The organism is Aeromonas sp. Y289-2 (genome assembly GCF_027705925.1).
GTDB classification, from domain to species: domain Bacteria; phylum Pseudomonadota; class Gammaproteobacteria; order Enterobacterales; family Aeromonadaceae; genus Aeromonas; species Aeromonas veronii.
Genome location: NZ_JAPDCH010000001.1, coordinates 29,526 through 42,453 on the forward strand (window position 1 = coordinate 29,526; position 12,928 = coordinate 42,453).

Consider the following 12,928-nt stretch of genomic DNA (forward strand, 5'->3'; position numbering starts at 1 on the left):
GGTTCACTTATATTTAAATATCCTGCAAGGATTTTATTGCTTCCATTAATTTTGTATCCCATAACTCATATGCCTCACGTTGCTCATCAATCCAATCATGGAGATTGTAAATAGCCATGACACCCGGCATCCTGTGGCCAAGAATTTTTTCGGTTACCTGTGGTAGAACTCGTTCCTCCGATAAACGCGTACTCAACGTTCGACGCATGTCATGCATACGCCAATACGGTAAATCCAGTTTATCTCGCACACGCTCTGCTAACTGGATGAGAGATGCGCTACTCAATGACTGCTTTGGATTCACCGGCGAGCGACATACTGGCCCTCCCTTTAGCCGATCTCTCGCTGCCGCCTCTTGCAGCAGCATCATCACCCTGCTGGGAATAGGCCGACGTATTGGCGCCCCACATTTGGCGCGAGCAGCGGGAACCGTCCAAATTTGCTCCTCCATATTGAACTCACTCCACTGTGCACCCAATGCCTCGCCGCTGCGACAACCAAGCAAGATCACCAATTTGGCTGCCAATTTTAATCCGCGGCTGGCCCTGCTCTGTTCAAAGGCAATCCAAATTTGAGCGAGTTCTCGCATGGTCAGCACACGAGTACCTCTCTCGGGTTGAGAGCCCACATCTTCGGTGCGTAATTGGAGCACCGGGGAGCCACCAATGAGATTACGCCGAATACAAAAACTAAGAATGGATTTTAACCTGCGCAATAAATGCCCAGCGTTTTTCGGCTTTTTCTTGCCAATCTTATCAAACCACTCCAGCCAGCTCGAAAACGGGATCTGTTCAACCGGAATACCAATAAACAGAGGTTCGAAATAGCGCTGCATGGTATGCTCATAGAGCATGACCGTACGGGGCCGCAGCTTGGGCAGATGGTGCTCACGAAAATGCTCGCAGCACTGTTTCAGTGTGACATCATGCTTCTGGTGGAGCTTATCCCAGAAAACTCTGGGATGTTCATTACGCTCAAGTGCACCACGGATTGCAGGGATCAACGCCCTGGCATCAGCGAGTTTAAGGTCGGGATAGCGTCCAATTTTGAGTCTCGCCGCTTTTCCTTGCCAGCGATAGCGATATTGCCACGAGATGGTGCCTCGCTCGGTGACCCGAGCTGACAATCCATCACGGTCTGACAATTCCGTCTTGCCAAAGTAGGGCTTACCATAGAGGGCCCGTAGCTTCGTATCAGTAAGTGGCATATGACTCTCCTGTGACTGGTCATCTGATTTTTCACTGACACATTAACGCGTCCTAACGTGTACACAGATATGTACCAAACTGGTCTGAAACGGACTGAATCAAGGTCGGACAAAGTGAGACAATCTGAGATAACACTCCGTATAACGACTTGTTTTTCAAGCATATAGACACAATTCAGAACCACGAAATGAACCAGCAGACAAATCCTACCTTCTATTTCCACGACTACGAAACCTTCGGCATCAGCCCCGCCAAGGACAGGCCGTCGCAGTTTGCCGGTATTCGTACCGATGCGGATTTCAACATCATTGGCGAGCCGCTGGTCATCTACTGCAAGCCGCCGGCGGACTATCTGCCAGATCCGGAGGCGTGCCTCATTACCGGTATCACGCCACAAAAGGCGATGAAGGATGGGCTGTGCGAGGCGGATTTCATTCGCCAGATCCACGAGCAGTTCGCCACGCCGAATACCTGTGTGCTTGGCTACAACAGCATCCGCTTCGATGACGAGGTGACCCGCTACACCCTCTATCGCAACTTCTATGACCCCTATGCCTACGCGTGGCAAAACGGCAACTCCCGATGGGATATTCTCGACATGCTGCGGGCCTGCTATGCCCTGCGGCCAGAGGGAATAGAGTGGGCGTTTGACGATGAAGGCAAGCCGAGTTTCCGGCTGGAGAAGCTGACGGTCGCCAACGGCGTGGCGCACGCCAATGCCCACGACGCACTCTCGGACGTGCTGGCTACCATCGAGATGGCCAAGCTGGTGAAAAAAGCCCAACCCAAGCTGTTTGGTTATCTCTTTGACCTTCGCAACAAGAACAAGGTGAAGGCGCTGATTGACGTGGTGACCATGAAGCCGCTGGTGCATGTCTCCGGCATGTTCTCCCCCTGGCAGGGTTGTGCAAGCTGGGTCTCGCCACTCGCCTGGCACCCCACCAACCAGAACGCGGTGATCATGGTGGATCTGACCCGTGACCCCACCCCGCTCATTGAACTCTCCAGCGAGGAGATCCGCGAGCGCCTCTATACCAAAAAAGAGGAGCTGGGGGATCTGGCAAGCATTCCGGTGAAACTGGTGCACATCAACAAGTGCCCGGTGCTGGCACCGGCCGCCACTCTGACGGCGGAGCGCGCCGACCAGCTGGGCATCGATCGGGAGCAGTGCCGCAAGAGCCTGGATCTGCTGCGCGCCCACCCCGAGGTGCGGGAAAAACTGGTGGAAGTATTCAATCAGGAGTTCGCCGGCAGCAGTGACGGCGATCCCGATACCCAGCTCTACGCCGGTTTCTTCGGTCACGGCGACAAGTCCACCATGGATCTGGTGCGTGCCACCCCCGCGGATCTGCTGGGTGAGCGGGAGTTCGCCTTTACCGACTCCCGGCTGCCGGAGATGCTGTTCCGCTACCGCGCCCGCAACTGGCCACACACCTTGAGCGAAGCAGAGCAGAAACGCTGGCGCCTGCACTGCAGCGACTACTTCAGCCGCCGTCTGCCGGACTACGTGCCCCGTCTCGAGGCACTGGCCGAGCAGAACCAGAGTAACGAACGGAACTTTGCGATTCTAAAGAGTCTCTACCACTATCTGGAAGATTTATGAGTTGTGAGTAGTTTCACAATAAATCCTTCCCGCCCATCCCCTTCTTCAGGTCATAATGACGAAGGGGATTTCCCCAAAAACCAATATCTTGCAACATCCTGAGCGGATGTCTCCCAAGCAAGAGATCTCTTTGGCCGAACGGAAGCCATTTGCTGATGCCTCGTCACCACGCACTGCTCGGATTACTGGCCCTGCTGCCGCTGGCAGCCAACGCCGCATACCGGTTCGATGTGCCGGACTATCTTGCTCGCCTGCCCGAGCAGACCTATCGCATCGTAGAACAGAACTTTAACACCCTTTATCAGCAGACTGATTTCACTCCCCTGATCACCAACAGCTACTTCAACGGTTCCCATCTCTACAAGTTTGTCGGGGTACCGCTGGCCATCAGCGCCCAGTCAGGTTTCCAGCTGGAGGTGTTTGGTCAGGTCTATAACCGCGCTTCGCAAGCCTATATGCACCTGAGCGAGGATATGTCCCTCTATCGGGTGATGCGGGTCGATCTGATGGGGAACCCCAATGATCAGCTGGCCATCGGTTTTGGTCTGGGGGTGCCCATCACCCCGTTGCTGACCCTCAAGGCGATCGCCTCCGGCAGTGATATCCCGGGCTATGGCTCCGCCAAATACGCCGTCGGCTTTGAGTGGCGTTACTGAAAAACATGGCTGATAACCGCTGGTTGAAACAATTCAGGCTCCGTGTAATGGAGCCTGAATTGTATGTGGTGATGTTGTGATCAGGCGTAGCGGATCACCCGCCCCTCGCCCCCTTGCAGGGTGACAGCCGTACCGACAGCCTGCTCCTGCCAAAAATCGGTTCCCCCTTCCGGCAGCAGAAACTCCTGTGGTTGCCCCTCCCAGTTGAACAAGCAGAGCAGAGTACCGCCCTCGGGCAGGCTCACTTCGCCGCAGGCAAAATCCATCGACTCGAAACGGGCAGAGGGTGCACGAGCAGCACAAAGACCCAGCAGCTTGCGCAGTTGCACCGCCTGCTCCTCATCGAGATCTTGCAGTCGATCACCGGCCAGCATCATGCCGCCACTTGCCACCAGCGCTGCCAGATGGAAACTGTAATCCGCCTTGCTTGCCTGCTGGCTCGGCAGATCCCGCAGACAGATGCAGTCGGGGTCGAGGGCCCAGAGCTTGTCATTCTGCCAGGCACGGCAGAAGGCCTCGCGGGCAATTTGGCGATAGCGGTGACCATTGCGCTCCACGTCATCGCTCACCCGCATGCCGTGCACCAGCCCAAGGCTTGGCCAGATGGGGGCATTGCAACCGAGCAGGAAAGCACCTTCACCTGCACCACGCAGGATGGCGGCCATGCCGCGCCGATAGGCTTCAACCCGGGTGGCGGCCGGATCATGGAAACGGCCACCGTGGATAGCGCCCCAGAAGTTGGCATCGAGCTTGAAGTAGTGGATGCCCCACTGCTCACGCAAAGTACGGAACACCCGCTCGAGGTGCGCCTGCACCTCGGGGTGGGTACCGTCCAGCACATACCAGGGGGTGCAGCGCCAGCCGCCATAGGTGACCCGCTCGGAGGGCAACGGCAGGCCGTCATCCCCCTTCACAAACCAGTCGGGGTGATCCTGAAACAGCTGCGAAGTGGGCTCTGCAATAAAGGGAGCGACCCAGAGGGCGGGCTCGCAGCCAGCCCCTTTGATCTCTGCGGCCAGCGAGGCCACCCCCTGCTCGAACTTGGCCGACGGAGTGAGCCAGTCGCCCATCTTGGCCTGATAGCCGTCGTCGATCTGCACATAACGCAGGGCCGGGAAACGCTCGGCACGCACCTGCAGGTTCTCGCGAATATCGGCAGCGCTCACCTCGGCGTAGTAGTGATACCAGGAGCACCAGCCGCTCGGGCGCTCACTCACCTTGCTGATCAGCGAGCCATGTTCGACCTCGATCAGCCGTGCCAGCTCGGCCAGCAGATCCTCGCGCTCCGCTCCTTCGAGGCAGATCAGCGCCTCGCTCTGCCAGTGCTCACCGGCCGCGAATTCCCGCCCTTCGCAATTCATCAGGATCTGCAAGCGACCATCGGGATAGAGGCGAAACTCCCCGCCAAAACGGTGGCAGCTGGCAAAGGCGAGCAGCAGCCACCCCTTGCCATGCTCCACCAGCAACAGGTTGTGAATGGTGTGATAGCCATTGTCATCGGTGATGCGATAAACGCTGGCATCGGGACAACGGCCGACATATTGCGGTGATTGCCAGCAACCCTTGGTCTGGGCCAGCATCTGGAATCCTTCGCCATAGATGGCGCTCTCCACCGGCAGGCCAAGCTTGCCGTCAAACAGCACCCAGCGCTCAACCGGAGTGGCATCAGAACCGGTGTTGTCGAGTCGCACCCGGCACAGGGGCCCCTCCCACTGACGAGTTTGCAGCAGATGGGGTGGCAACGCAGTATCGTTCGCCAGCTGGCGAACTCGGGACAAGAGGGATGTCATCACTACTCCTTGTAGTTCGAAAAGGGTTCTATCAGGCACTTTTCAAAAAATGCCAATCAAATCAGCTTCAAACGAACTGATTTCAGTTGTTATTGTTTTAATGCCGCGACCCGGCCTCTCTGGTAAACTGCGATTTTCTTCCCAGTCGATGAGGTTCACGTGATCGCGCAACGCGCCTTGCTGTACTTTCGTGACTTTTTGGTCATCGTCGCCTGCCTGCTGGCAGGTAAATCCGTGGCAGCCATCCTGCCTTTCGCCTTTCCCGGCAGCATCATCGGCATGCTGCTGCTGTTCGTGCTGCTCTCCCTGCAACTGATCAAGCTGCACTGGGTCGAGCTGGGGGCAGGCTTGCTGCTGCGCCACATGGGCGTGCTGTTCGTGCCGGTTGCGGTCGGACTGGTGGCCTGGCTTGAGCCCCTGCGCCAATCCTTCGGCGTCATCATGCTCTGCATCGTGCTCGGGATCGTACTGATCCTCGCCACCGTCGGTCGGCTCTACCAGAGGATGAACAAATGATCTTCTGGCTCGCCATTCCCTTAACGCTCGCGCTCTATTTCGCCACTCGCGCCCTCTATCGCCGTCTGCCCTGGCCCATCATCAACCCTGTGCTGGTGCCGACCGCGGTGATCATCGGCCTGCTGCTCTGGTTTGATCTGCCCCTTGAGCAGTACGAGCGCGGCAGCAGCCCCATTACCATGCTGCTGGAGCCCGCAGTGGTGGCGCTGGCGCTGCCGCTCTATCAGCAGGCGCGCCAGATCCAGGCCAAGCTCAAGCCCATCCTAATCTGTACCCTCGCCTCCGTCTTGATCTCGGTGTGCACAACCCTGCTGATCGGTCATTTTATGGGCACAGATCCGGCGCTGCTCGCCTCCCTTGCCACCAAATCCATCACCACCCCACTCGCCATGAGCGTCAGCCAGTCCATTGGCGGCATTCCCGCCATCGCGGCGGCCGTGGTGGTGGTAGTGGGGATTGTTGGCGCCCTGATCGGCTACCCGCTGCTCAAACTGCTCAAAGTGACCGATCCGGAAGCCCAAGGGCTCGCCATGGGGGCCTGTGCCCACGCCATCGGCACCGCCACCTCCGCCGAGAAGGGGATCACCCAGGGGGCCTTTGCATCGCTCGCCATGGTGGTGTGCGGGATCCTCACCGCGGCCGTCGCCCCGCTGCTGTTTGCCATCTATCACTGGCTGATCTGATCACCCCATTGACCACCTGTTGACCATTCCGGGGGACCTGCTGGCCTCTCGGGGTGCGACCTGCCGCACAATTTGCACAAGACAAACGTTTCCATTACCATCCCCCTCCGTTTGCCCGTCAGGGCGTGAGCCTGCTCACACATTTACCCGAGCTTGCTCCCTACAATGGCCGCCCAATTGGCCTTTGAGGACACACTATGCATCCCCGTTTTGCCAAGCCATTCGATACCCTCTCTGCCCCGCTCAAAGCAGCCGTGCAGCCCATGCTGGATAGTGCCGACTTCAACGCCCGCTTCACGCCGGAGCAAGTCGCCACCCTGAAAGCCGCCACAGGTCTCGATGATCGCGCCCTGCGCCTCGCCCTGTTGCCGCTGGCCGCCGCCTGTTCTGTGGCACCCATCTCCAAGTTTTATGTCGGTGCCATCGCCTGCGGCCTGAGCGGCACCTGGTACTTCGGTGCCAACATGGAGTTTGCGGGACAAGGTCTGTTCCACTCGGTCCACGCCGAGCAGTCCGCCATCTCCAACGCCTGGCTGGGTGGCGAGACCGGGATATCTGAAATCACCGTCAACTACACCCCTTGCGGCCACTGCCGTCAGTTTATGAACGAGCTGAGCACCGCCAAGATCCTGAAAGTCTCTCTGCCCGATGACCTGAGCGCCCTGCAATCCTTCCTGCCCCACTCGTTTGGCCCGGCGGATCTCGACATCACAGATGCGCTGATGAGCCCGCAGGATCACGCAGAGCTTGAGCTTCAAAGCGAAGACCCGCTGTGGCAAGCCGCGCTGACAGCTGCCCGTCAAAGCTACGCCCCCTATAGCCAGGGCTATGCCGCGGTGGCGCTGCAGTTTGCCGATGGCCGCATCTTCTCTGGCCGCTACGCCGAGAACGCCGCCTTCAACCCCAGCCTGCCGCCGATGCAGATGGCCTGCGCCCATGCAGTGCTTAATGGCGAAGATCTCGCCACCATCCGCCGCGCCGTGCTGCTGGAGAACAAAAACGGCCAGATCAGCCAGCGTGACTCCGCCCAGTCCACCCTCAAGGCACTGGGCTCGGTCGAGCTGGAGTATCAGGCGGTCTGACCCCCGACTTTGCTTAGATAAACAAAAGCCCCCGCACCTTGGTGCGGGGGCTTTTTTACTGGGCTGTTTAACCGGGAACGGCCCTTGGTCTTCACAGCTTGGCGCGGTTGATCACCCCGTCTAACCGATTGCTGATCAGACCGGTTTCAGCCGCGCAGTGAAGTGGCGCAGCAGCGGCGGCTCGTAGTCAAAGGTGAGCCCGCGAATGTCGCTGGCCCGCGCTTTCACCGCGATCAGGCAGTCGGCCACATAGTCCATATGATCCCGGGTGTAGACCCGGCGCGGAATGGTGAGACGCAACAGCTCGAAGTCCGCAGCCTCCTGCTTGCCGGTGGCGGGATCGCGCCCCAGCAGCAGGGAGCCAATCTCCACCCCGCGCACGCCCCCTTCCAGATAGAGCTCGCAGGCGAGCGCATGGGCAGGAAACTGCTCGGCCGGAATATGGGGCAGCAGCTTCTTGGCATCCACAAACACCGCATGGCCGCCGGTGGGGGTCTGGATCGGGATGCCCGCCTCAGCCAGCCGCTCACCGAGATAAGCCACCTGACTGATACGGTAGGTGAGATACTCCTCATCCATCCCCTCGCGCAGGCCGATGGCGAGCGCCGCCATGTCCCGCCCGGCAAGGCCGCCATAGGTGACAAACCCCTCCATTGCCACGCAGCGCACCTGCACCGCGCGAAACAGGTCGAGATCTTCCTTGAAGCAGCAAAGCCCGCCGATATTGACCAGCCCGTCCTTCTTGGCCGACATGGTGAAGATGTCCCCCAGCGCAAACATCTGGCGCACTATCTCCTTGATGCTGTGCTTGGCATAGGCCGGATCCCGCTCCTTGATAAACCAGGCGTTCTCGGCGAAACGGGCGGCGTCGATCACCACCGGAATATGGTGGCGACGGGCCAGTTCGGAAACCGCCTCCATATTGGCCATGGAGACCGGCTGACCACCGGCGCTGTTGCAGGTCACCGTGATGATGATGCCGGCCACGTTGTCGGCCCCCAGGGTTTCGATGGTGTCGGTCAGGCGAGGAAGATCAAAATCCCCCTTCCAGGCGTAGGGGGCCGTGGTGTCGAGGGCTTGCGGGGTGAGCAGGTTGATGGCCCGCGCGCCAGCCAACTCCACGTGAGCCTTGGTGGTGTCGAAGTGGTAGTTGGAGATAAAGACAGGCGCCTTGCCCTTGCAGCGCTTGACCAGCTCGGGGAAGAGGATCTGCTCCGCCCCGCGCCCCTGGTGGGTGGGCATCACATGCTGGTAGCCAAAAATGTCGCGCACCGCGCTCTCCAGCTCGACGAAGTTGCGGCTGCCCGCATAGGCCTCATCCCCCATCATGATGCCGGCCCACTGGCGGTCGGACATGGCACCTGTGCCACTGTCGGTCAGCAGATCGATATAGACATCCTCGGCCAGCAGCAGAAAGGGGTTCCAGCCAGCGGCCTGGAGGGCGGCGCGGCGCTCGGCGCCAGTGGTCTGTTTGATGGGCTCGACCATCTTGATACGAAACGGCTCGGGTATACGACGCATAAAAGACTCCTCACCGGCGCAAGGCCAGTGTGTTTAAACCAGGAATTGGCAAAGAGGCCGGGGCGATCAGGGTCGTCCGGCTGACAAATTCAAACGGCGGGTGCCGCCAATCAGCGGTGAGGAAAATCGAAGGTGAGAATGGGATCCCGGGTATACCAGTGGGCGAGCAGGCAAGCTGCCTGGGGCGTAGCTGTCATGATTGGCATCACTCCCCTCCATATCGGTTGTAGACAGTCGGTGGCCAACAAGATCCATTGATGAATGCTGCCAACAGGCAGCCTCGCCACGTTAACGGCTGGTTAATTGGCAAACAAGGGGCGCACCGACGGGCTGTGCGCCCGCTCACAAAGTGCGCATCTGCGCGGCAAACTGGCAGTGAGGTTGATCCGTCCACGCCTCCGGTTCGTTATTCTCCCTACCCACACGCCACATCCCCCATCAGCCAAGGCCGTAAGCCATCATGCATCGCAAACCCCATCTGCCCGAGAAGATCTGCCCCGTCTGCCAGCGCCCCTTCAGCTGGCGGCGCAAGTGGGCACGCAGCTGGGAGGAGGTTCGCTACTGCAGCGAGCGCTGTCGCCACGCTCGTCACCGCAGCCAGCAACCTGAGGGAGAGCCAACCTGATGGAGCTGCGTCTTATTCTCGGCGATCAGCTGAACGCCGCTCACAGCTGGTTTCGCACCCCGGATCCGGCAATCTGCTATCTGATGGCAGAGCTACGTCAGGAGACTGACTACTGCCACCACCATCGTCAGAAGGTGCTGGCCTTCTTTGCCGCCATGCGCGCCTTCGCAGCAGCACTCACCCAAGCGGGCCACCGCGTCTGTTACCTGTCCCTGGATGAGAGCGCCCGCTGGCCCGATTTGCCCGGCTTGCTGGAGGCTCAGCTCGAAGCACATCAGGCCAGCAGCTTTGCCTGGCAGAGCCCGGATGAGTGGCGCCTCGCCAGCCAGTTGAAAAGCTGGGCGGCGGGCCTTGCCATCCCTGCCACCGAGGTGGAGAACGAGCATTTTCTCACTCCCCGCGATGGCTGGCAGCGCTACCCCCACAGCCGGATGGAGTTCTTCTACCGCGCCCTGCGAAAGCAATACCGGGTGCTGCTCGATGAGCGCGGCCAACCCCTTGGCGGGCGCTGGAATTTTGATGACGAGAACCGCGCCAAGCTGCCGGATCGCCAGCCCATCCCGGCCCCCCTCACCTTTGCCAACGAGGTGAGCGAGATTGATGCCATGCTGACCCGCCACGGGGTCAGTACCATCGGCGAGGCGGATGCCAGCAAGCTGCCGTGGCCCATCACAAGGCGCCAGAGTCGCGAGCTGCTGGCCCATTTTCTCACCCACTGCCTGCCTCACTTTGGCCGCTATCAGGATGCCCTGAGCGAGCGGGGCTGGAGCCTGTTTCACAGCCGCCTGTCGTTTTCCCTCAACAGCAAGATGCTTCATCCGCTTGAGGTGATCCGCGCCGCCGAGACCCACTGGCAGGCCAATCAGGGCACCATCACGTTGGCGCAGGTGGAGGGGTTTATCCGCCAGATCCTCGGCTGGCGCGAGTTTGTCCGCGCCCTCTACTGGGAAAAGATGCCCGACTACAAGCAGACCAATTTTCTCGAGGCCAACCGGCCGCTGCCCGGTTTCTTCTGGAGCGGCGAAACCAGGATGGCCTGCGTGCACCACGCCATTGGCCAGTCTCTTGAGCACGGTTACGCCCACCATATCCAGCGGCTGATGGTGACCGGTAACTTTGCCCTGCTGGCGGGGATCGATCCTGACGAGGTGGATCAGTGGTATCTCGGTATCTATGTGGATGCCATCGAGTGGGTGGAGCTGCCCAACACCCGCGGCATGAGCCAGTTTGCCGATGGCGGCCTGATGGGCAGCAAGCCCTACGCCAGTAGCGGCGCCTATCTCGAGCGGATGGGCCACTACTGCAAGGGGTGCCACTATCAGGTCAAAGCCCGCCACGGCGATGGGAGCTGCCCCTTCAACAGCCTCTACTGGCACTTTCTCTGGCGCAATCGGGACAAACTTGGCGGCAATCCCCGCCTCGCCCTCCCCTATGCCAACTGGGATGGCCAAGCCGCAGAACAACAGCAGGCCATTCTGGCAACGGCGGAGCACTACCTGATCAAGCTGGAGCAGTTGTAAGCGGGCCATGTTCCCTGACACATGCCCTGACAACAGTGCAGCGATTTACGCTGGCAATCAGGCTCACCATCGCACCAAACACCAGCTTGTGACAGGCAAGCAGACAGAGATCCCAATCCTGCGCAGAGCGGTTGAATATCCTGTGGCGGCTGATTATGGTGGTGGCCACATCAGGAGATCAGTCAAGGAAAGACGATATGGAGATAGTGGTTCTCGGTGGTGGCGTGATTGGGGTAACCAGCGCCTGGTATCTGGCCAAAGCGGGTCACAAGGTGACCCTGCTGGAGCGGCAGAGTGGCGTCGCCCTTGAAACCAGCCATGCCAACGCCGGGCAGATATCACCGGGTTATGCGGCCCCCTGGGCGGCCCCCGGCATTCCCCTCAAGGCCGCCAAGTGGATGCTGCAAAAGCATGCCCCCTTCACCGTGCGCCCCACCGCCGACCCCTTCCAGCTTCGCTGGATGCTCAGAATGCTCGCCAACTGCACCCCGACCGCCTATGCCACCAACAAGGGGCGCATGGTGCGTCTGGCCGAATACAGCCGCGACTGCATGAAGCTGCTGCGCGACGAGCTGAACATCGATTACGAAGGGCGCCAACTCGGCACCCTGCAGCTGTTTCGCAGCCAATCCCAGCTCGATGCCAGTCAGCGCGACATCGAGGTACTGGAGGAGTATGGCGTCCCCTACCAGTCGCTCGATGCCAGCGGCTGCGAAGCGGCAGAGCCTGCGCTGGCGCGGGTGCGCGGCAAAATCGTCGGCGGCCTGCGTCTGCCCGGCGACGAGACCGGCGACTGCTTCCGCTTCACCAAGGCCCTGGCCCTTGAAGCCGAGAAGCTCGGGGTCAAATTCGTCTTCAACTGCGACATCGACGAGATTGAGCAAGCCCGCGGCCGCGCCGTGGCGGTGCGGGCGGGCGAGCAGCGCTATCGCGCCGATGCCATCGTCTGTGCGCTTGGCAGTTATGCCACCGGTTTTCTGCGGCCGTTGCTGCGCCCGCTCGGGCTGGAGCTGCCTGTCTATCCGGTCAAGGGCTACTCCCTCACCCTGCCGATGATCAATGCCGAGGCCGCGCCGCGCAGTACCGTGCTCGATGAAACCTACAAGGTGGCCATCACCCGCTTTGACGAGCGGATCCGGGTCGGCGGCATGGCGGAGCTGTCGGGCTACAACCTCGCCTTGAATCCGAGACGCCACGACACTCTGGCCATGGTGGTCGGCGATCTCTTCCCCGCAGGGGGCGATATCAGCAAGGCCGAGTTCTGGACCGGCCTGCGTCCCATGACGCCGGACGGCACCCCGCTGGTGGGGCCAAGCCCCATTCCCGGCCTCTGGCTCAATACCGGCCACGGCACATTGGGCTGGACCATGGCGGCCGGTTCGGGTCAGCTTCTGTGCGATCTTATCAACGGCAGCGAGCCCGCCATCAGCGATGAGGGGCTCACTTTGGCCCGTTACGGCTAAGCGCCCAAGCTGTCGGGCTGTTTCACTCGCCAACTACGCCCTCAGACAACAGCAGAGGACGTTCTCAACCGCTTTATTGACAGGCCACCGCCAAAAACGGTGGCCTTTTCGTCTGATATTGACCTTCTCCCTCCCCGTCTGCCTGAGCGGTGCGCTGGCTGCCGGTTAATGCAGCAAACGGCACAGAATATTGCGCAATTCGACTTGCGCAAGCCGCCACAATCCGTAATGTGGATAGACGCATTTTTCGCAGCGCATATT

At 60.1% G+C, this 12,928-nt stretch carries 11 protein-coding genes; 8 read left to right on the forward strand and 3 right to left on the reverse strand.

Annotated features, from left to right (window positions below; all coding sequences use genetic code 11):
* Positions 1-13: 13 nt before the first annotated feature.
* Positions 14-1,207, reverse strand: coding sequence for a tyrosine-type recombinase/integrase (locus tag OKC43_RS00160; protein ID WP_236272563.1), 1,194 nt, complete (start codon positions 1,205-1,207; stop codon positions 14-16).
* A gap of 188 nt (positions 1,208-1,395) precedes the next feature.
* On the opposite strand from OKC43_RS00160, the gene sbcB reads away from it, so the two are divergent.
* The gene (gene sbcB, locus OKC43_RS00165) at positions 1,396-2,811 is read left to right on the forward strand and encodes an exodeoxyribonuclease I (RefSeq protein WP_236272564.1); all 1,416 of its coding nucleotides are present in this window, start codon (positions 1,396-1,398) and stop codon (positions 2,809-2,811) included.
* Positions 2,812-2,966: 155 nt separating this feature from the next.
* Positions 2,967-3,467 (forward strand): hypothetical protein, encoded by a 501-nt coding sequence (locus tag OKC43_RS00170; protein ID WP_005360277.1) that lies wholly within the window; start codon positions 2,967-2,969, stop codon positions 3,465-3,467.
* A gap of 80 nt (positions 3,468-3,547) precedes the next feature.
* Here the strand turns inward: OKC43_RS00170 and OKC43_RS00175 are convergent, their stop codons facing one another.
* Positions 3,548-5,257 carry a glycoside hydrolase family 36 protein gene (locus OKC43_RS00175; RefSeq protein WP_236272565.1) on the reverse strand — a complete coding sequence of 570 codons (1,710 nt, stop codon included), beginning with the start codon at positions 5,255-5,257 and terminating at the stop codon, positions 3,548-3,550.
* A 159-nt stretch (positions 5,258-5,416) separates the two neighbouring features.
* Between OKC43_RS00175 and OKC43_RS00180 the strand changes: the two genes are divergently transcribed.
* From OKC43_RS00180 to cdd, 3 genes are all read left to right on the forward strand, one after another.
* The gene (locus tag OKC43_RS00180) at positions 5,417-5,773 is read left to right on the forward strand and encodes a CidA/LrgA family protein (RefSeq protein ID WP_144713015.1); all 357 of its coding nucleotides are present in this window, start codon (positions 5,417-5,419) and stop codon (positions 5,771-5,773) included.
* Positions 5,770-6,456, forward strand: a complete 687-nt coding sequence (locus OKC43_RS00185) for an LrgB family protein (RefSeq protein WP_005333281.1) — start codon at positions 5,770-5,772, stop codon at positions 6,454-6,456. The genes OKC43_RS00180 and OKC43_RS00185 overlap by 4 nt, the downstream gene beginning before the upstream one ends.
* Before the next feature lie 197 nt (positions 6,457-6,653).
* Positions 6,654-7,538: a cytidine deaminase gene (cdd, locus tag OKC43_RS00190; protein ID WP_236272566.1), complete on the forward strand. Its 885-nt coding sequence runs from the start codon at positions 6,654-6,656 to the stop codon at positions 7,536-7,538.
* Positions 7,539-7,673: 135 nt separating this feature from the next.
* Here the strand turns inward: cdd and OKC43_RS00195 are convergent, their stop codons facing one another.
* Entirely contained in the window at positions 7,674-9,059 is a 1,386-nt protein-coding gene (locus OKC43_RS00195) for a tryptophanase (protein WP_236272567.1), read from the reverse strand.
* Positions 9,060-9,519: 460 nt separating this feature from the next.
* Between OKC43_RS00195 and OKC43_RS00200 the strand changes: the two genes are divergently transcribed.
* The 3 genes from OKC43_RS00200 (at position 9,520) to OKC43_RS00210 (ending at position 12,667) form a co-directional block, all read left to right on the forward strand.
* Positions 9,520-9,684, forward strand: coding sequence for a DUF2256 domain-containing protein (locus OKC43_RS00200; protein ID WP_236272568.1), 165 nt, complete (start codon positions 9,520-9,522; stop codon positions 9,682-9,684).
* Entirely contained in the window at positions 9,684-11,204 is a 1,521-nt protein-coding gene (locus OKC43_RS00205; protein ID WP_236272569.1) for a cryptochrome/photolyase family protein, read from the forward strand. The genes OKC43_RS00200 and OKC43_RS00205 overlap by 1 nt, the downstream gene beginning before the upstream one ends.
* Before the next feature lie 155 nt (positions 11,205-11,359).
* The gene (locus tag OKC43_RS00210) at positions 11,360-12,667 is read left to right on the forward strand and encodes a D-amino acid dehydrogenase (RefSeq protein WP_270658842.1); all 1,308 of its coding nucleotides are present in this window, start codon (positions 11,360-11,362) and stop codon (positions 12,665-12,667) included.
* Positions 12,668-12,928: the final 261 nt, after the last annotated feature.